We start from the raw sequence: 17,410 nt of genomic DNA, 5'->3' as shown, positions 1-17,410 counted from the left end.
GACGGCCCGGAAGCGCGGGAAAACCGGCACGAGAACGCGGGGGAAAGATCCCCTCGGTTCAGGCAATGAGCGTCTTCAGCGTTGCTTCTCCAGGGTGAGGACGGCTTTGGTGATGACGCTCATGCGGTTGCGGCTGATGCGGCAACTCCGCTGGATCCGCGAGGACTTCAGTCGTGCCACGGCTCGTTCGACGGGTGCCCGGGCCACGGACAGGGCCCGGTTCTCGGTCTGCTCGGTGAGGGTGAGTTCACCGCCTGGTGGGTGACGCTTGGCGGTGGTGACCCAGTCGCCCGCTCCGATGTAGGCCATGCCGGCGAGGATCGGGACGCCCCGGCGTGCGCAGATCCGGATGATGCGATGGGTGCGGGCCGCGGTCAGGTCGTGGGTCCGGCCCGGCAGTGCCGGTGACAGCCACAGCATCTCGCCGGTCTGGTCCGTGACGACCTGCACGTTCACGCCGTGCCGCTTGTGCTTCGAGGAGCAGTCGGCCCCGCCGTCGCCGACGCGGTCACACTCGGCGAGCGTGCCGTCCAGGAGGACGAAGTCCGGGTCCTGCGTGCGCCGTGTCTTCAGCAGGCCGGGCGCCTGCTCGGCGAGCGGGCCGGCGACTGCGCTGACGTAGCCGTGGGCGGTGCCCACGGCTGTCCCGAAGGCCCCGGCGATCTGGGCGAGCGCGTCGTGGCGGCGCAGGTACACGAGTGCGACCAGCGCGCGACGGTGCGGCGGGAGCTTGCACCGCCGGTCACCTTCACGAGTGACGATGAGCATCGTGACCCACTCGGCCAAGGCGTGGGGCAGGTCGAGTGCGGCAGGATACGGAACCAACAGGGCTCCTGTGCTGCTGAGTTGAGACGTCGAACACCTCTCTCAACGGCACGGGGGCCCTTCCCGTTGCGCACTCCGATCCCATACCGCCCCGGTCACCCGACCGGTGGCCGCACTGAAAATGCTCACTGATTCCACAGCCGATTCCACAGCCCAGTGCGGCGGCAAGCCGAGCCGGCGTCGGCCACCGGCGTGGAACTGCCGCAGTTGGTCGGAGAGTTCACAGCGGTGACGTCCGCCACCGTCTGGTAATCGCCCCCGCCTCGGCGTCCGCCACGAAGCCACAATCTTGCCGAACGGCTGGCTGTCGTTCCAGGGCAAGCCGTACCGAACCCCATCAGGCGCAGCGGTGGCCGCTGCCGGGTCGCAGGCGGATGGCTGGACCGCGTGGCGGCGCGAGCGTGACGACGTGATCATCGGGTCCCTTCGCAAGGCGCATTAAGTCGACCGCCAACGGCCCGACATGGGAGCCCCGCCGACCGATTGACCTTCATCCGCGTCGCACGAATCAGCGTGCCCCTCGAAACCGCTCCACCAGTAGGCCGTTACGGATTGGAGCGTTGCAGGTTCGATTCCTGCCGAGTGCCGACAAAAGGTGAGGCCTGATCCCCAAGCGTCATCCACCGCAGGCACCGTTCCCAACCCATGGACGGCGTCCCTGACTCGACTCAGTCAGTGAGACGCCGTCGACCTCGCAGCACAGGAACAGCCACCCGCTCACACCCTCAACGAATGTCCGTATTGCGGCATTTCGAGAGACCCATTTAGCCTAGCCAGGCTGATTGGCCCCCGCGTGCGATCCACGTGACTCAGCGCCGCAAGTCCGCCGGCTCAAGGAGACGTCTGCCACAACTCCCCGACGTGGCAGGCCAGTCCGTGCCCGAATAACCCAGATCGAATTTGCGAATCCCCGGATGTAGGTCACCATGACCCACATCACCCAGATAAACCCGCCCTCGCCGAACAGGTTCCTAGGCGTGCACGGCAGGGGCGGGTTCCGAACCTCTTGGAGGCCCAAGGATGAGTGTGTCCCTTACCTCGTGGGATCTGTCAAACCGCGAGACAAGGTCATGGCTGATCATCGTGATCGTTCTCGTCGTGATCGCATGGCCGTCGACGGGTGCGGTCGCGGCTGCTTACACCGACGCCGTCGCTTTGGCATCCTTGCTGATCACAGTCGTCGGTACAACACCCAGGAACAGCAACCGCACCATCTGACCGTGCCCTTCCCGTACCCGTTCGATCGGGAACCGGCGGGGAACCGCGGTCACTGACGGGCAAAGCACATGAGAGCGGCTCCCGACCAAGCTGCTGGTCGGGAGCCGTTCAACTACTGCGGTGGGTGTGGGATTTGAACCCACGGTGGCTTGCGCCACGACGGTTTTCAAGACCTTTCGGGGATCACGGTCGTTGTCCGCCGCGTCGCAGGTCAGACGCGTGCGACGAGTCCATCGGACCCACCATCATCGTCGTCATGCCCGCTACGTGCCCCAAGGAGGATGACCGTGCCCACGGTCGGCGATCGGCCAGGTGCCGCCACAATTGACATCCCAGCCGACATCGAGGGACCGAGATGGCGAATCCATGCCCATCTCATGAACTCACAGCCACAGAATCAGAGCGACAATCAGGACGAGAAGAATAAATGGGCTGGCAACTGCCTTACGGAGTTCTCGTTCACCTTTCCCGGGAAACATTGGGTCATCGCCCGCGTCTGTGAACTGGGTCGCCAAGTCCGACCTGCCACTGAGGATGTCACTCGCATCCCGCACCAGCGCAGCAGCCGCCTTAACATCGCCCGAGTCCTTCAGCATTTCATCGATCTTAGCCAACATTTGAGGAGAGGAGACCGCCAGCTTTCGTACGTTTTGCTTGGTCGCCTCATCGATCGTCTCATTATTGATGATCGTCTGAAATACACTGCCATTATTTGTCTGGATGTACTGATCAATCGCCGTCCCGGCCATAGCCGCCCCCCTCGCACGTCGTGTTACTCACCAGCGAGGGCGCACGGTTCAGGTCAAGGTGGAATGATGAGGCGCACTCGCCCTCGCTCTTGGACTGGCCGAGCGGGCCAGCCAATATCAGTGCGATCAAGACTGCAGCGACAGCCGAGACGGTAGCCACTCCGACCCGCGCAAACGGATTCATGGCCTGCCCAAGCGTCTTGATCAAGGTGGGCCATTTATGTGTAACCCACAGGACGAATGCAACGCCGATTACAGCGAATACAAGCACTCGGTCCCGAACGAAGCTACCGACGTACTCATCAGAAGATAAAAGAACTGCACGCCTGGCGAGCCATTCGAGAGTAGGCCACACGGACGGGAAAGAGTTGCTGATAACTTCAACGCCAGCTGCCGCTAAAAGGATAGCCAAGACGGCACCGAAGACGTAATGAGCTATCCCGAGCCAACCCGCGCCGCTAGCAGTAGGAAGCTTCACTGCTTACCGTCTCGGTAATTATTCTGCGAAACAGTTCCGTTGTTGGTTTCGATGAATTGCCCGTTGACGGTGATGCCACTGCCACCCTGTCGTCCGCCCCGAGGGGGCTGAGGGGCGCTGGTGTCCTCGTCCGGCTGCGCGTCATCACGGGGCGGCAGAGGAGCGGGCTCCCGGGTTCCGCTGGATCGTGAGCGTGTCCACCGAGCGGTGATCACCGCGCCACCGAGTAGGCAGGCGCCCCCGATTAAGGCAGTAACGATCTCGATCATGGGCCCCCCTGAGGTCGTGAAGGTCGACAAAAATAGTACCCACTAGGGGTAGTTGTCGGCGGACTAACCGTCAACAAGGCAATGAGCACCGACGTGTAGCGACCAACATCACACAACGCGGCACCGCAGAGCGGTAGGGATGCGGTGCGCATTTGTGGGTCAGCAGGCAGCAAGAACGGCCCTGACCGATCTGCCTGGTCAGGGCCGTTGTCGCTGCTCGGAGCCAAAGCAAGAGCCACTCTCGGGCAACAGCGCGGCTACGACAGTCCGCAGAACCTCTCACCGTTCCGATGGTGTGACGTTCCTACGCAACTCAGACGGAGGTGGCGGCCTCGATGCAGGCGTCGTCATCGTCGCTATGTACCCCAGGAACGTCCTGATGCCCGTCGAGCCAGGAATCTGCCGCTACGGCCACCTGGTCGTCGCGACCGGCGACGGGCCGGGCGTAGTGCCGGGTAGTGACGCTCGCGTTCGAGTGGCCGAGCCGATGGGCGGCGGTCATCACGCCGTACCGGTCGGCGACCCAGGTGCCGTGTGAGGCACGCAGATCATGCGGGGTGACATCGGTCAGGCCAGCAGCCGAGACAGCGGGATCGAAATACGCCTTGCGCCACTGGTTGTAGCGCAGGGGCTTGCCGCCGGGCGTCGTGAAGAGGAGCGCGTCGTCTCCGCCGGGCAGAGTCTCCAGGTGCCGGCCGAGCCGCCTGGCGAGGGACGGACCCACGCGGAGCAGTCGCTTCTGATGCGACTTGGGAGTGTCGAAGACCAGCGTGCCGTTCGCCTCGGCCAGGTTCTCGTCGACCAGGACGAAGCCCCCGGACACGTCGATGTCCACGCGCCGCAGGGCGAACGCCTCGCCAACCCGCAGACCCGCGTACGCGAGGAGCGCGATCAGCAGGTCATGCGGCTTGGTCGCGCCCTTGACGATCCGCGACGCTTCCAGCGGCGTGAGGATGTGCGGCTCCGTCTGCGGCATGCGAGGCAGCCTCACGCCCCTGCACGGTGTCTGCGGGATCATGTCGTTGTCGACGGCAGAGCGCATGATCTGCGACAGCACCCGATACGCCTGCCGGATACGCGAGGCGCTGAGCCCCTTGGTACGCATCGCCCCCACCCACTCAGTGACCGTGATGGGCCGAAGGCTGGAGAGTTCACGGTCACCAAGAGTCGGATTGATCAGCGAGTTGATCAGTGACCGGTACGACGCCTGGGTCTTGTGCTTGAGCTGAGGCGACACGGCCGCAAGCCAGCGAGCCGCCCAGTCGCGAACGGTCGTCTGCCCCTCAGCCGGGTCGAGCCACCGCCCTTCCTCGATCTCGATGCGCTTCCGCATGAGCCAGCGGTCCGCGTCCGTAGTCGTGGCGAACGTCCGGTCCGCAGGGCGCAGCACACCATCAGGCCCCGGATAGCGAACTTGGAACCGGCCGGACGGCAGCTTCCGGACACGGCCAAAGCCCCGGCGGGACTTGCGCTTGCCAGCCATCAGGCAGCCCTCCTGAGTCCCGTGGACCGCAGGAGGATCGGTTCCACGGTGTTGGCGCTCACGTACGCCTCGACGGCGGTTTCAGGGATACGGACGTGCCGGCCGACCTTGACGAAGGTGATGCGGCGCTCCTCGATGAGGCGTCGAGGAAAGCGGACCCCCGTACCAAGGCGTTCGGCGACCTGGTCCACGGTGAGAAGCCGGTCCACAGTCACCACTCCCCCTCGTCTGTGGTCAGTCCGGCCAACGCGTCGCGGGCAGTTTCACGATTGGTCTGGAGCCCGCGCGCGATGGTGCCGGCGAGGACGGATTCACCCGGGCTGTGGCCGTGTCCCGCGTACTGCCAATCGGTGAGGACGAGCACGGTGTCCGGCTCGCGGTCGTCCAGGGCGAGGGCGGCGTGTTCCTGGGCGGCGCGGTAGTCGGCGCGCGTCTGGCGGAGGGCGCCGAGGGTGGTGGAGTAGCGGCGGGACTTGGAGGAGAAGTGGCCGCGGAAGCCAAGCATGTGAGCCCAGGCCCACAGCCGCCGGTCCGGGTAGAGGCGGTCCAGGTCGCGGCATGCGGTGATGAGTCGGCGGGTATGGTCCGGGACCTGGTGGCGGTCGAGTTCCGCGAGTTCGCCGATACGACGGTCAAGCGTGCCGGTGTTCTCGGCGGCTTTGGTGGAGTACTTGGCGACGTAGGAGGCGACGGCCTGTTCGGTGATGTCGGAGCCGTCGCCGAACGCCTTCACCGGCCGCACGTCGAGCTGTGTACCCCAGCGGAAGGACCGGGCCGGTTGGTTCCCCACGGCCGGGACGGAGACGGACGTGTAGGAGTGCGCCGCAGCAGCATGGATGGCATCAGCGAGGAGGCCGACCGTTGCCCAGGCAGGCGGGGGCGTTCCTGGTCCGTCCGGTCCGTCGAGCCGGATCACCGCATGGAAGTGCAGGGCACCTCGCTTCTGAAACTCGGCGACCTTGCCGTATGAGACACGAACGCGGTCGGCGAGTTCTCGGCGGGTGAGGCCGGCGCGGGCGGCGAGTTCGCGGCGCAGGCGGGTGGTGAAGCGCTGCCAGAGCTGTCCGGCGTGGTTGTTGAACAGGACGGCGCCCGCGTAGTCGTACGTAGCGGGGTCGAGGGCGGTGCCCAGTTCCGGGGCGTCCGGGGCGTGCTGGGTGCCGCAGCGGCAGGTGCCGTGGTCGGGCCGGTTGTGGGCCGGGCCGAAGGAGGGGGCGGTGAGCGTGGCGAACACGCGCGGGTGATCCCGGACCGTGCTGGGGATGTCTCGGCGGTCGTCTCCGGCCAGGCCCGCGCGGATGAGGTGGTAGGTGTCGCCCGCGTAGGTCCAGGCGCAGGAGGGGCAGCGGGAGGCGCGGCGGTTGCCGCAGGCGAGTCGGAGGCGTCCGCCGGGCTCCACGGCGGTCGTGTAGTGGTGCAGGGTCTCGCCGGTGGTCTTGTCCTTGTGGAGGGTCCAGCCGGTGAGGTGGATGGGGTCGGAGCAGCCGCCGGTGCGGCGGATCTGGTCTTCCCAGCGGGTGTAGTCGGGGGCCGAGGCGACACGGAGGAGGTCGCCGAGGGTGGTCGGGTCGAGCAGCGGGGCATGCGCGGTCGGGGCGCGGTGCGCCATGCTGGGTGCTTCCTTCCGGTTGTGAGATCGGTTGGGGACGGCGCCCGGGCGGCGGATGCTTGGCGGTATCGAGGCCGCCCGGGGGCCGGTCAGCGTCGTTTGGCGTCGGCGTGGACGAGGGAGCGGATCACCAGGGCGCAGACGGCGACCGAGGCGCCGGTGATGGCGACGGCCAGGAGCATCGAGACGAGAACGGCGCCGACGACCAGGACGACGGCCGTTCCGCCGCCGACGAGAGCGAGGGCGGTGCCGGGGGTGAGCTGCACCGTGGGCCGGGTCGGTGCGGGAGCGACCGGAGCCGGAGGCGGCCCCGGCACGCTCGGCACGACGGCGGTCGGCTCCACGACCACGGGCGGCGTGAGGTGGCCGGTGGGCGTGGGGTTGGTCGGGATCTTCGGGCGAAGCATCGGTGTTCTCCCTTCGGGTCGTGCTACTTGACGAAGCCGTTGACGACGGGGGCCAGCACGCTGTCGGCGATGAGGAAGCCGCCGAGGAGGAGTACGGCGATGAGCCACCAGGGCGGGCGGATGAGCTTGACGCCGAGGTAGCCGACGGCGAGGAGCGCGAGCCAGAGCGGGACGTCCATCGGATGGCCTCCTAGCTGACGCGGCAGCGGTGGGTGCGGGCGGCGAGCTGTGCGGCGGACTGGCTGGAGTAGTCGGCGGACCAGCCGCAGCGGTCGTTGGTGCACACGGCGGCGTGCTTGGTCTGGCCTCGCCGGTCGCGGTGGGTGCCGATCTGCACGGGGCCGATCCGCATGACGGAGTGGAAGAAGTCGCGGGCGGGCATGTCAGCCGGCCTCCTTTCGTGTCGCGGTCATGTCATCCGAGGTGGGCAGCGATGGCGTCGGCGAGGTGAGGCGGGACGCCGAGTCGGACGCGGAGGGTGTCGGTGTCGATCGGGGCGCCGGTGCGGGCGTGGTGGTCGTCGGCGACTTTGCGGGCGTGCTCCACGAGCGCGGCCGGGACCGGCACAGCCGTGGGCAGGGCGGGAGTTTCCTCGATCTGCGGGGCGACGGGGGGTTCAGGCGCCGGGCCCGGCTCAGCGGCAGCCGTTTCGGGCACGGGGTCCGGAGCCGGGACGGATGGTGTCGGCGGAGCCGGGGAGGGGTCCGCGGGTGAGTGGGCGAGGAGTGTGCCGCCCATGAAGGCCAGGGCGGGCCAGGCCGCGACGAGGATGCGTAGCCAAGGCGGGACGTCGCCCAGGTCGAGGAGCCCGGCAGTGGCGACGTTGGCGCCGAGCGAGGCGACCAGGGCGATGAGGAACCAGCACCAGGCCAGCCGGGACGGTCCATCGGCGCGCAGCCGTCGCCAGGCGGCGACCAGGAGCAGGTCGACCGAGACGGGGTAGGCCCAGGCTTTCCAGCCGGTCTGTCCGGCAGCGGCGGCGAGGTCGTGCAGGTGGGCGAAGGACAGCGCCCCGGCGATGACGGCTTGAACGAGTACGGCGTCGATGCGGAGAGCGGGGCGGGCCATCACGGCTCCTTCCTGTGATCAGGCATGGCGGGGGTAGGGACCCGGCGCGAAGGACGGTCGCGCCGACCGTGGGAGGGGGAGCGGTCAGGCGGTGGCGGTGGCTGTTGCGGACAGCGGCACGCGGGCCGAGGGCAGCGGAGCGACCGCGGGTCGGAAGGGCGCGAGGGCGGGCAGCGCGGGGGTGCGGTCGGCGTGCTTGTTGCAGACGTTCACGGCCTGGCGCAGCGTGGTGTGCGGGGCGCGGATGCGGTGCCAGCCGCCGGTGGAGTCCCCCGCGATGGCGATTCCGCGTGCCTCGGCGGGAATCTGGATGGCGGCGAGGACGGCGTCCGGGGCGATGTCGCCGAAGGCCATGTTCGCCGAGGTTTCGTCGTTGACGCGGTGGGCGGTGCGGCCGGTGAGCTGGGCGCGGAGCATGGTGATGCCCTTGCCGAGTTCGGAGCCGAAGCGCTGCCCGCAGATCTCCAGGTAGACGCCGGCCGCGCGGCCGAGCTGGGCGAGGCGGACCAGGGCGGTGATGATCCGGTCCCGGCGCTTCTCTTCCTCCTTGCTGGCGAAGAGCGCGAGTTCGGCGACCTCGTCGACCAGGACGACGACCGGCACCGGCCGCAGGTCCTCGGGCAGGTCCCAGATGTCGGCGGCGATCTCCGCATCCGGCACGGCGACGCTGATCCGCTGCTCGGCGCGGATGAGCTGATACACGTCCTGCATGTGGGACACCAGCGCCTCCAGCAGCTCCAGCGCGGTATCCGGGTTGTCGGCGAGCGCGGAGAACCGGCGGGCCAGCGGGAACAGCTCGACCCCTTGCTTGCAGTCGATGCCGACCAGCGCGACGTGGTGTGGGGCGAGCCCGGCGACGAGGTTGCGCTGATAGACCGACTTGCCGGACTCAGTGGCCCCCAGGGTCAGACCGTGCGGGACGGCGCGGTAGTCGCGGTAGTGCACCGAGCCGTCCTCCCGCAGCGCGACCGGGAGGCGCATCGGCCGGGTGTCGGTCCTGGCCGGCATCTGCACCCGCCTGAGCACGTCGTAGCCGGTCATCCGGATCTCGACCACACCGGAGCGCAGCTCACGGGAGGTGACGCCGTACATCCCGAAGGAGTGGCGCAACCGGTCCGAGGCGGCGGCGACGTCGAAGGCGTCCTGTCCCGGGCGGAGTTTGAGCCGGAGGACCAGGCCGGTGTGGGTGGGCCGCAGCCGCAAAATGCGCGGCGCGCGGGACTCCGGCGCCGGGCGGTTGGTCATCCGGGCCAGCATGAGGCGCCAGCGCGAGGGCGGGACCGTCAGCCCGCAGGCCTCCATGACGGAGGCGTAGCGGATTAGGACGCGCACGACAGCGAAGGTGACCCCGAAGGTCATCCAGTACCAGGCGGGACGCCGCCACCGCAGGAGACCCGCAGCGGCGACGACCACCAGCAGTAAGACCGTCGGCCACGTCATGGCTCAGGCCGCCTTCGAGCCCGTGCCCGTGGTGGCCAGCGAGGTGACGGCGACCGCGCGGAAGGCGATGCCGTGCCGCTTCTGGCCGTTGAACTCGTTCTCCCACGGCCGGGCGACCAGCCCCGTGAGCGCGGCCGGGGTGCCCATGGTCAGGTCACCGGAGATGCCGGTCTCCGGGACGGTGACGGACAGGATCTCGACTTCGTCGTTGGCCGCGAACATCACGTCCACGGTCATCAGCTTCGCGCCGGTCTCGGCGTCGGTAACGATCTCGCCGGTACGACGGTCACGCACCTTGGGCTGCGGGGTCTTGGCGACCATCACGGTCGCGGCGGAGGTGTCGACGGGGATCTGACGCACAGCAGAACACTCCTCTATAGATGCTGAACTCCGCCACTCATGTACATGAGTGACATGAAGAAGAGTGCACCACTCCTGTACATGAGTCAACCCGCCGCGACACCAAAGTCACGACGGGTTGCTGGAAGTTGAGCGAGCGTCAGTCGGCGGCGGGGATCCGATACTCGAAAACGAACTGGTCAGCAGCCATGAGCGTGTCGCAGACCTCCACCACGACCCCGGCCGTCGTACGGGCCTCCCGGATCAGATGAACCACCGGCGCACCCGGACTCAGAGCCAGCTCGGAGGCTTCAGCCTTGGAGGCCGGCCGCGCTTGCAGCGTCTCGACGAACTCGGCGAACTCATGCCCGTGGTCTTCGAGTCGGGCGTAGATGCCACCGCCGCCGGGGTTCTCGGCGAACAGCTCGGGGATGTCCTTGACGACGTCCCACGGGAGGTACGAGGAGGCGGTCTCGACCGGGGTGCCGTTGCGGAAGTAGAGACGCCGCCGGGCCAGCACCTGAGTGCCGGCGGGGACGCCGAGCCGTTGGGCGGCATCCGCAGGAGCCTCCATGGGCCCGATGTAGAGGACGCTCACCTTGGCCGTGGCACCGGACTGCGCGGACTCGGCGAGGTACGCGGCCTTGCCGCCCTTGCGGAGCGAGCGCCGGAAACGGTCGGAGGAACGGTGCCGCACAGGCGGCCGGTCCTTCACGATCGAACCCTTGCCGTGCCGGGTCTCGACGAGTCCGCTCGCTCGCACCTCCACCATGGCCTTCCGGATCGTGCCCCCGGACACGCCGTAGCGGTCCACCAGCTCCGATTCACTCGGCACCATGTCACCGGGCTTGAGCACACCCGCCCGGATCTGCTGCACGATCTCGTCCGCGATCTGCACGTACCGAGGCCCGGACCTGCCCCCCTCTACCGCAGTTCCCATAGTCCTTCTCTGCCTCCTATGCTCCTGTACATGAGTCAACCACAGGAAGCAACGTCGCCGCCCCTGCACTCCGTATCCGTAGCCGGAGTCGTCGTGCGCGAAGACGGCCGCCTCCTGGCGATCCGCCGAGCCGACAACGGCACCTGGGAACTCCCCGGCGGCGTACTCGAACTCAACGAGACCCCAGAGGCCGGCGTAGCCCGCGAAGTTTGGGAAGAGACAGGCATCCACGTCGAGGTCGACGAACTCACCGGCGTCTACAAGAACACCACCCGAGGCATCGTCGCCCTGGTCTTCCGCTGCAAACCCTCCGGCGGCACCGAACGCACCTCAAACGAGTCCACAGCCGTCTCCTGGCTCACACCCGACGAGGTCAGCGACCGCATGGCCGAGGTCTACGCCATCAGGCTCCTGGACGCCCTAGACGGGGCTGGCCCGGCTCCACGGCTTTAGGCAGCCACTTTGGGGCGAGCCTCTAAGATCTTGGCCCCAACGTCGTGCTTTAACGGGCAGGTCCACAGACTGCCCGACTCGCCATCAGCTTACGGGGCCAAGATCACTCGCCCCAAAGCAGCTCCAGCCCAAAGCCGCTCCGCCGACCTAATACTCGCGCTAAAGTTCTCAACGGGCGCACGCGCGCCTACCGCCATGCGTTTCTCGACGGAAGTACGGGGAGGAGATATCCGGTGACGATTATCGCTGGCGGCCCGATAGGGTCGGACGATACACCAGCATCCCGGTTAAAAAGCATCTCAGATGAGTACATTGCACAGATGTACTCTATCATCGAAATTAACCGCTCAGTAATTCCAGAAATGGCCGCACGGGAAGTGGATGAACTCGCCCGCTTGCGGGATGGCGTCTTAGGTAGACTCTCACGAGAAGAGCAAAAAGCGTCCGCCGGCTACCTCACAGAAATAGCAACAAGCCTCCGCAGCATGGCGGATGCAGTAGAGAGCGGCGAGGAGCGGGACTTCAAGATTGAAGTGCCCGAAAGAGGCGTCGGCGTCGCCGTTTCCCATCTATTCTTCCAACTCTTCTCCAGGACCAAGGCTGGACCGCGAGAAAATCTACTAAGGAAATCGCTGCTCGTTTCCGCAATATCCACCTTCGAGGTGCTTTTTGGTCGACTAGCTCGCACCATCTACACGGTCAACACTTCCGCGCTTAATGACAGCGAGTATTCATTCTCTCTACAAGAACTTGCTGGCTTTGCATCCTTGGACGATGCTCGCGAGTATCTCGCAGAGAGGAAAGTTTCTGCCCTGCTGAGGGAAAGTGTGGACGGCTGGGAGAAGTGGCTTAAGAAGTCCTCGGGAGGACTGTCGATGGAGTCACTGCCGGTGCACTGGCCCCTCGTGAGGGAGGCCTTTGCGCGGCGCAATCTCGTCGTTCACACGGGCGGCGTCGTGAATCATCTATACCTCTCCATTCTGGAAAAGCTAGATCTGGCGGAGCATGTAAAAGTCTCTCCAGGATCCCAGATAAGCGTGCACGAGGAGTACCTCGACCGAGTAGCTCAAGAACTTCTGGCATTGGGGCGCGTTTTGGTATGCGCACTTGGAGCCAAGCTGTACAAACACGAATCGAATCGGTTCACCAAGGCGGTGATTAACTCCGTTCACGACTGCTCAATGCAACGATCTTGGCACGCTTCTCGCGTCCTCAGCGAGTATGCCATGAGCTGCAGCCTGGACCGTCGAGATGAGATGCTCGTTAGGGTGCGCAACTGGCATTCACGAAAACGCATCGCCGGATTAGAGAATATTCGTCAAGAGGTGGAGCATTGGGACACCAGTGGTCTAGAAGTCAACATCTCCAGTTACAAAAAAATCCTTCTGGAGGACTTCGTATCAGCCGTTCCTGACGTACAGGAATTGATCTCGCAAGGGCGCTTGAGCAGGTTCGAGCTTGCTACGGACCCCATCTATGAAGGACTACTGAGTCACTTCGCCCCGGACCCAGACGACCCCGATCAGGCCTCTGAAGTGGGGAATGAGGTCACGGAATAGAAGAGTCAGCACATCCTGTCGGCCCTACTTCGGAGTTGCTTGCTCAGTGCGAACGCCCTCCCGGGCCGTCCTCGGGCCGTGGAAGGGCGCTCAATGGTGACCAACGTCGACAACCACCGACAGGTCAGCAGCAGGTCAGGGCGTTGATCGATACGGGGGCCGCAGGTCACGGCCGTCCGTGATCAGTTGTGGCTGTACAGCAGCGGCGCCGGCCAGCCGAAAACCTTCGCGGCCGCTCCGCCATACATCCCGCACTTCCCAACGAGCGCCAGACGGCTTCGCTGGCGGCTTGGCTTCTGCCAGCCTCGACATCGCCGAGCGCAGCAAGACCGCTTTACGCCTCAAGCCCCCTAGCCTTCCGTAGTGACTGGCGTACTACGGACGGGTACTCCTGCAGATCACGGAATTGGGTAACCGAATTTCTCCCAAAAGCTTGATGAATGTTCGTGTCTACCCTGGCGATCAGGATGACTTGAGCGCCGAGCGCTTGCGCCAGCCCGAGTTCGTAGTAACAACTTGGCCGTTCGAGTGAGAGGTCTGCGATCACCAATGCCGCCCGTTTGATCTCATCAACCACTCTTACCAGGTCGAACTCCTTGCCGAATTCAGGTAGACCGCGATCTAGCGGAAAGTGAACCGAGAGTTCGAATTCACGCGCTACGCTACTCAGGTGAGCCCGCTTTTTCTGGTAGTCCTCATCGGACGATACGGGCATGACTGAGTAGATATAGGGATCCATTACTTTTTCTTCTTTTCAACTTGCTCCGACTTGCTGAATGGCGAAGGGTGGTCGGTAACATCACTCCAGCTCAGCGCCGAGAAGACTAGCACAGAGAGAAAAATCAGGGCGAAAATTGCACCGAAGGCGCGGGGGATGAATCGCTCAGCGCTTGAGGAGCGCAAGCCTCGCACGAAGCTATTCGTCGACGGTGACTGCAGGGCCTGCACCCTTGCAAGCTCTTGCCACTCCTTGTCGAAGCAGTTGAAGGACTGTGCCGACGAAGTGCCGTTGGGTCCCTCGAAGATCACCAAAGGTGCCATATTGTTCAGCACTTCAAACTTCGCAGTGTTCAGCGCCTTGAAGTCGTCAATCTGTCTGAGCCAGAAAAAACACATCACACAGGCGACGACGCTAAGGATTAGAATTCCGACAATTCCTGCCAACAGGAAGGTGGCATGCGATGACGCCCAACCGAGAATGACACCAATTGCCAACAGAGTCGCCGTTAATACTGAGTAGTTCCAGCGATTCATTGCCAGTCGTCTCTCGGTAACTTTCTCTGTCGTCTCGTAGTAGAGGCGATACTCTTCGAACGAGACGGCGGGCTGACCTGGCGGAGGAGTCATGCGCACCTCATCGGGAAGGGCGGTGAGTTGATACGGCTGAAAGGCTAGCGGTGCTCCACACCGCCTGTGGCAGTGATGCCAAGATCGCTCTTCCGTGATCTCGGCGCCGTACCTCCCCGCCTTCTGCCCACGGAGGCGTGCCGTCTCCGGGCCGTCCGAGGTCAGCCGACGCCCACCGACAACGGCAGAAGCCCACGGCATCCAACAAGGTCAGAGCCGTGAGCTTCCTCAGCCTCGCTGATCAGCGAACCCGATGATCAGTAGACGGGCTTCCGAGTGCTGACGAAAGGGTCACCTGAAGGAGGCCGTTGACTGGAGTTCGCTCACGGCCAGGAGGTGACCGCGGCTGGTGGCTACGCGGAGCACGTCCCGCAGGGCTCCGGTCAGTTCGGTCAGCATGCGGTGCAGATCCTCCGGGCCAGCATCCCGGTCGCCGAGTACTACCGAAACCTGTTCTACGAGGTCAGCCGCCGTCCCGAGCTGTACCGCCTCAATGTTGTCCGCCAGGCGGGACATGTAGCCGCCGCTGTCATCGGTGCTCAGGTAGCAGGGCTTGCCGTCCGGCCCCGACCACGGGAGGAGTCGCAGTTCGTTCTGCGGCGTCATCTGTGCGCCTGCCTTTCTTCAATCACGTGGTGGGTACTGAAGACGGCGTCGACGCGATCCCCAGGGAACACGAGTAGTGCCGCCTCAACGACTCGCCCGGTGGTGTCTGCCGCAACGCGAGTGATCGCAAGGACGGCCAAGGCTGTGTTGATCCGCAGGGTCGATGCCTCATCCGGCGTGGGGAGTCGGGCGGACACCGTCTCGTGCACCTCGGCCGGCGGCGGATCCGGCACAGAAGAGCTGGCTCCTGCCCACTCCTTTGACGGCCGGTCGCCGAGCGCCGTGGTCGGTGTCAGGTCTCGCGGTACGTAGACACGGGCCAGGCTGTGTGGAGACTCTCCCTCATAGCTGAGTCGGAGGAACTCAGTCAGTGGGCTTCCGTCGTCCACCTTCAGCAGCGCTGTCAGGTGCCCCCGGGCGGGCAGTGCCGTGGTGCGGACTGTCACGCGCAGGTCCACGTCTGCGGCAGTCCAAGGATCCAGCGTGCCCCACCCACCGACGTACGTGATCTTGCGCAACGGGCGCCGGACGAAGTTGCCCTTGCCATGGATCTTCTCGACAAGGCCTTCTCCCTGGAGAACCGCGAGGGCACTTCGCAGTGTCGCAGTGCTGACCTTGTACTGGTCCGCTAGGGCGGACTCAGACGGGAGCCGATCACCAGGCCCGAGGCGGCCGGCCGTGATCTGGCGTCTCAGGTCGTCGGCGACGACGAGGCGGCGAGACGTCATGGACTGCGTCACCGCCTTCTCGTCATCCGCACGGCGACGAGCCGGGTCCGCCCGTTTATGGTCAGCAGCTCCCCCGACTCGAACAGGAGTTGCTTCGCGCCCTGAGGCAACTGGAAGAGGTCGCTCACCCGGCATGCCCGACCGCCGACTTGGATGATGTCGCCCCGCAGAACGGTGGCCGCCGTGATCTCGACGTTGGACGCCAGCGCGCCCCCGGGCGCCCAGCTGCTCACCGCTTCACCGCCGGTCGCGTGCAGCGGTCCGGTGCAGAGTGGCAGGGGCAGGCGCACGTCTCGTAGATCACCGGCAGGTCGACAGGTGCCACGGATGGCGACGCTTCCGCACAGGCTGTGTGGGTGCCGACCCGGCATGCGGTCGACAGGTAGGCAGCAGCCGCGGTTTCTGAAATGTGGAGGCGTTGACGTGGAGGCATTAGCGAACACCTGCCAGAGCCGAGAATGCCTCAGCCGACAGGCGCGGCGCCACGACCATCGAACGTTGGCATGCACGCTGCCGCTCCCAGGCCAGCACGTACGGACGGACGAGCGCGTTGTCCTCGCCCAGGAGCAGGTGAAGGCCGTCAGCGGTGTCCGGCATCCAGCCCGGGACGGCCGGCGGTTCCACGGCGAGCGCGGGAGGCGTCGCCACAGCCGCTCGGGATGACGTTAAGGCTCGGTGGTGCCTGCCGTTGGGGAAGTACCGCGCTCTGGCGAGCGAGACGGCACGGCGGATACGGTTGAGCACGCTGCTCAGCTCCTATCGCTGATGGCTCGGTCCCCCGACATCGCCCGTCGTGGGGGCCGCTTTGCGTACGACCGCCCAAAGGGTGCGGCCGTTTTGGCTGGTGGCGTTAAGCCCGAATCGATCGGCCTCCGCCAGCACTTCCAGGACCTCCCGCCATGACTCGGCGGAGAGCGATTCCGGCACCTCCGCCTCGACCGACGTGCACCGGTCGCGCTCTTCCACGCGTGTGGTGAGCCCGACCGCCGATAACCGGGCGGCGACGGCCTCCGCGCTCACTCGCGAAGCGGGCACAGGGAAGCCTCCGTCACTCGACGATCACTTTGAGTGAAGCTAGTTAACTAGGTTAGAGCTAGTGGACTAGATTTTCCATATGCCTGAGCAGCCGCCCTATCTCCGCATCGCCGACGAGCTACGGCAGCGGATCGCGGAGCATGTGTGGGAACCGGGGGACCGGCTGCCCTCCCGCGCGCAGATTGGCCAGGAGTGCGGCGTAGGCGAGAACGTCGTCCGCAGGGCTCAGGAACTGCTGATCTCGCAAGGCGTGCTGGAGGGCCGAGCCGGTTCGGGCACCTACGTCGCCGAGCCCCGGCAGCGCGTGCGCGTGGTGCGGTCGTCCGCCCGCGAGCAGCCCGAAGGGTCGCCGTTCCGGGCAGACATGAAGGCCGTCGGCAGGCAGGGTGACTGGGAGAGCAGGACTGATGCCAAGGTGCCGGCCCCGGCGGAGATCGCCGTCAGGCTCGGGATCGCCGAGGGCGAGCTGTGCGTCCGGACCGCGTACGAGTTCCTGGCCGACGGCAGGCCCGTGCAGCTGTCGACCAGTTGGGAGCCGTACGACCTCACCGCTGGCAGTCTCGTCGTCCTCCCCGAGGGAGGGCCGCACGCCGGGGCAGGCGTCGTGAACCGGATGGCCGCCATCGGGATCACCGTCAGCCATGCCGTGGAGCAGCCCGAGCCCAGGCAGGCGACCGCCGAGGAGGCGTCACTCCTCGGGATTCAGAAGGCCGCGCTCGTCACGCACATCCGGCGGACGTACTACAGCGACCAGGGACGGCCGGTCGAGACGGCGGACATCGTGGTGCCCGCCGCGCACTGCGAGATCGTGTACGAGATTCCGATCAGCCGGGCGTAAGCGACCAGGCGGCAGGAAC

The 17,410-nt window shown here is 65.8% G+C and carries 22 protein-coding genes and 1 tRNA gene; 4 read left to right on the top strand and 19 right to left on the bottom strand.

The genetic code is table 11. The annotated features are described in order from the left end of the window. Positions 1–75 precede the first annotated feature (75 nt). Complete coding sequence (locus IG88_RS0131175) at positions 76–825, bottom strand: transposase family protein (protein ID WP_031048540.1); 750 nt, start codon at positions 823–825, stop codon at positions 76–78. Positions 826–1,845: 1,020 nt separating this feature from the next. On the opposite strand from IG88_RS0131175, the gene IG88_RS43560 reads away from it, so the two are divergent. Beyond that, entirely contained in the window at positions 1,846–2,043 is a 198-nt protein-coding gene (locus tag IG88_RS43560; RefSeq protein ID WP_158854131.1) for a hypothetical protein, read from the top strand. A gap of 118 nt (positions 2,044–2,161) precedes the next feature. Here IG88_RS43560 and IG88_RS43555 read toward each other — a convergent pair. The 12 genes from IG88_RS43555 to IG88_RS0131120 all read right to left on the bottom strand — a co-directional run bounded on the left by IG88_RS43555 (position 2,162) and on the right by IG88_RS0131120 (position 10,825). Next, a tRNA-Ser gene (locus tag IG88_RS43555) sits at positions 2,162–2,287 on the bottom strand. Positions 2,288–2,426: 139 nt separating this feature from the next. Beyond that, positions 2,427–2,792, bottom strand: a complete 366-nt coding sequence (locus tag IG88_RS0131170; RefSeq protein WP_031048536.1) for a hypothetical protein — start codon at positions 2,790–2,792, stop codon at positions 2,427–2,429. A 1,060-nt stretch (positions 2,793–3,852) separates the two neighbouring features. Beyond that, entirely contained in the window at positions 3,853–5,022 is a 1,170-nt protein-coding gene (locus IG88_RS0131165; RefSeq protein ID WP_031048533.1) for a tyrosine-type recombinase/integrase, read from the bottom strand. Next, positions 5,022–5,240: a helix-turn-helix domain-containing protein gene (locus IG88_RS0131160; RefSeq protein WP_031048530.1), complete on the bottom strand. Its 219-nt coding sequence runs from the start codon at positions 5,238–5,240 to the stop codon at positions 5,022–5,024. The genes IG88_RS0131165 and IG88_RS0131160 overlap by 1 nt, the downstream gene beginning before the upstream one ends. Further along, positions 5,234–6,631 carry a replication initiator protein RepSA gene (gene repSA / locus IG88_RS0131155; protein WP_031048527.1) on the bottom strand — a complete coding sequence of 466 codons (1,398 nt, stop codon included), beginning with the start codon at positions 6,629–6,631 and terminating at the stop codon, positions 5,234–5,236. Before repSA ends, IG88_RS0131160 begins: the two co-directional genes overlap by 7 nt. A gap of 89 nt (positions 6,632–6,720) precedes the next feature. After that, the gene (locus IG88_RS0131150) at positions 6,721–7,038 is read right to left on the bottom strand and encodes a hypothetical protein (RefSeq protein ID WP_031048524.1); all 318 of its coding nucleotides are present in this window, start codon (positions 7,036–7,038) and stop codon (positions 6,721–6,723) included. Between the two features lie 23 nt (positions 7,039–7,061). Beyond that, entirely contained in the window at positions 7,062–7,217 is a 156-nt protein-coding gene (locus tag IG88_RS42920; protein ID WP_003950175.1) for a hypothetical protein, read from the bottom strand. An 11-nt stretch (positions 7,218–7,228) separates the two neighbouring features. Next, on the bottom strand, positions 7,229–7,420 hold the full coding sequence (locus tag IG88_RS0131140) for a mobile element transfer protein (protein WP_007388789.1): 192 nt from the start codon (positions 7,418–7,420) through the stop codon (positions 7,229–7,231). 32 nt (positions 7,421–7,452) lie between these two features. Continuing rightward, positions 7,453–8,106, bottom strand: a complete 654-nt coding sequence (locus IG88_RS0131135) for a DUF2637 domain-containing protein (RefSeq protein ID WP_031048520.1) — start codon at positions 8,104–8,106, stop codon at positions 7,453–7,455. An 84-nt stretch (positions 8,107–8,190) separates the two neighbouring features. Next, on the bottom strand, positions 8,191–9,546 hold the full coding sequence (locus IG88_RS0131130) for an FtsK/SpoIIIE domain-containing protein (protein ID WP_031048519.1): 1,356 nt from the start codon (positions 9,544–9,546) through the stop codon (positions 8,191–8,193). A gap of 3 nt (positions 9,547–9,549) precedes the next feature. Next, a complete protein-coding gene (locus tag IG88_RS0131125) occupies positions 9,550–9,906 on the bottom strand; it encodes a hypothetical protein (RefSeq protein WP_031048517.1) in 357 nt (118 codons plus the stop codon). 139 nt (positions 9,907–10,045) lie between these two features. Next, positions 10,046–10,825, bottom strand: coding sequence for a GntR family transcriptional regulator (locus tag IG88_RS0131120; RefSeq protein WP_031048514.1), 780 nt, complete (start codon positions 10,823–10,825; stop codon positions 10,046–10,048). A gap of 18 nt (positions 10,826–10,843) precedes the next feature. Here IG88_RS0131120 and IG88_RS0131115 point away from each other — a divergent pair, with 18 nt between their 5' ends. Both IG88_RS0131115 and IG88_RS43550 read left to right on the top strand, forming a co-directional pair. Continuing rightward, positions 10,844–11,278 carry an NUDIX hydrolase gene (locus IG88_RS0131115; protein ID WP_031048512.1) on the top strand — a complete coding sequence of 145 codons (435 nt, stop codon included), beginning with the start codon at positions 10,844–10,846 and terminating at the stop codon, positions 11,276–11,278. Positions 11,279–11,511: 233 nt separating this feature from the next. Then, complete coding sequence (locus IG88_RS43550) at positions 11,512–12,837, top strand: hypothetical protein (RefSeq protein ID WP_158854130.1); 1,326 nt, start codon at positions 11,512–11,514, stop codon at positions 12,835–12,837. A 334-nt stretch (positions 12,838–13,171) separates the two neighbouring features. Here the strand turns inward: IG88_RS43550 and IG88_RS43545 are convergent, their stop codons facing one another. The 6 genes from IG88_RS43545 to IG88_RS44600 form a co-directional block, all read right to left on the bottom strand. Then, a complete protein-coding gene (locus IG88_RS43545) occupies positions 13,172–13,576 on the bottom strand; it encodes a hypothetical protein (RefSeq protein WP_158854129.1) in 405 nt (134 codons plus the stop codon). Beyond that, positions 13,576–14,184 carry a RipA family octameric membrane protein gene (locus IG88_RS43540; RefSeq protein WP_158854128.1) on the bottom strand — a complete coding sequence of 203 codons (609 nt, stop codon included), beginning with the start codon at positions 14,182–14,184 and terminating at the stop codon, positions 13,576–13,578. The genes IG88_RS43545 and IG88_RS43540 overlap by 1 nt, the downstream gene beginning before the upstream one ends. A 291-nt stretch (positions 14,185–14,475) precedes the next feature. Further along, entirely contained in the window at positions 14,476–14,790 is a 315-nt protein-coding gene (locus IG88_RS0131100) for a hypothetical protein (RefSeq protein WP_031048508.1), read from the bottom strand. Beyond that, positions 14,787–15,518, bottom strand: a complete 732-nt coding sequence (locus tag IG88_RS0131095) for a GntR family transcriptional regulator (protein WP_031048505.1) — start codon at positions 15,516–15,518, stop codon at positions 14,787–14,789. The genes IG88_RS0131100 and IG88_RS0131095 overlap by 4 nt, the downstream gene beginning before the upstream one ends. 8 nt (positions 15,519–15,526) lie before the next feature. Continuing rightward, the gene (locus IG88_RS0131090) at positions 15,527–15,751 is read right to left on the bottom strand and encodes a hypothetical protein (protein ID WP_031048504.1); all 225 of its coding nucleotides are present in this window, start codon (positions 15,749–15,751) and stop codon (positions 15,527–15,529) included. A gap of 523 nt (positions 15,752–16,274) precedes the next feature. Then, the gene (locus IG88_RS44600) at positions 16,275–16,553 is read right to left on the bottom strand and encodes a hypothetical protein (protein WP_031048500.1); all 279 of its coding nucleotides are present in this window, start codon (positions 16,551–16,553) and stop codon (positions 16,275–16,277) included. Between the two features lie 79 nt (positions 16,554–16,632). Here IG88_RS44600 and IG88_RS0131075 point away from each other — a divergent pair, with 79 nt between their 5' ends. Continuing rightward, a complete protein-coding gene (locus IG88_RS0131075) occupies positions 16,633–17,391 on the top strand; it encodes a GntR family transcriptional regulator (protein ID WP_031048498.1) in 759 nt (252 codons plus the stop codon). The last annotated feature ends 19 nt before the right edge of the window (positions 17,392–17,410 follow it).

The sequence above is a fragment of the Streptomyces sp. NRRL F-5650 genome (assembly GCF_000721365.1).
In the GTDB taxonomy this organism is placed as follows: domain Bacteria; phylum Actinomycetota; class Actinomycetes; order Streptomycetales; family Streptomycetaceae; genus Streptomyces; species Streptomyces ardesiacus.
The sequence above is the reverse complement of the archived record's forward strand: the minus strand, read 5'-3'. Positions and strand labels throughout refer to the sequence as shown.

Coding starts and splice junctions, on each gene's coding strand:
- IG88_RS43540 (WP_158854128.1), bottom strand. CDS start 14,184: ATGACTCCTCCGCCAGGTCAGCCCGCCGTCTCGTTCGAAGAGTATCGC.
- IG88_RS0131075 (WP_031048498.1), top strand. CDS start 16,633: ATGCCTGAGCAGCCGCCCTATCTCCGCATCGCCGACGAGCTACGGCAG.
- IG88_RS0131165 (WP_031048533.1), bottom strand. CDS start 5,022: ATGGCTGGCAAGCGCAAGTCCCGCCGGGGCTTTGGCCGTGTCCGGAAG.
- IG88_RS0131140 (WP_007388789.1), bottom strand. CDS start 7,420: ATGCCCGCCCGCGACTTCTTCCACTCCGTCATGCGGATCGGCCCCGTG.
- IG88_RS0131130 (WP_031048519.1), bottom strand. CDS start 9,546: ATGACGTGGCCGACGGTCTTACTGCTGGTGGTCGTCGCCGCTGCGGGT.
- repSA (WP_031048527.1), bottom strand. CDS start 6,631: ATGGCGCACCGCGCCCCGACCGCGCATGCCCCGCTGCTCGACCCGACC.
- IG88_RS0131150 (WP_031048524.1), bottom strand. CDS start 7,038: ATGCTTCGCCCGAAGATCCCGACCAACCCCACGCCCACCGGCCACCTC.
- IG88_RS42920 (WP_003950175.1), bottom strand. CDS start 7,217: ATGGACGTCCCGCTCTGGCTCGCGCTCCTCGCCGTCGGCTACCTCGGC.
- IG88_RS43545 (WP_158854129.1), bottom strand. CDS start 13,576: ATGGATCCCTATATCTACTCAGTCATGCCCGTATCGTCCGATGAGGAC.
- IG88_RS0131135 (WP_031048520.1), bottom strand. CDS start 8,106: ATGGCCCGCCCCGCTCTCCGCATCGACGCCGTACTCGTTCAAGCCGTC.
- IG88_RS43560 (WP_158854131.1), top strand. CDS start 1,846: ATGAGTGTGTCCCTTACCTCGTGGGATCTGTCAAACCGCGAGACAAGG.
- IG88_RS0131170 (WP_031048536.1), bottom strand. CDS start 2,792: ATGGCCGGGACGGCGATTGATCAGTACATCCAGACAAATAATGGCAGT.
- IG88_RS0131115 (WP_031048512.1), top strand. CDS start 10,844: ATGCTCCTGTACATGAGTCAACCACAGGAAGCAACGTCGCCGCCCCTG.
- IG88_RS0131100 (WP_031048508.1), bottom strand. CDS start 14,790: ATGACGCCGCAGAACGAACTGCGACTCCTCCCGTGGTCGGGGCCGGAC.
- IG88_RS0131120 (WP_031048514.1), bottom strand. CDS start 10,825: ATGGGAACTGCGGTAGAGGGGGGCAGGTCCGGGCCTCGGTACGTGCAG.
- IG88_RS0131095 (WP_031048505.1), bottom strand. CDS start 15,518: ATGACGTCTCGCCGCCTCGTCGTCGCCGACGACCTGAGACGCCAGATC.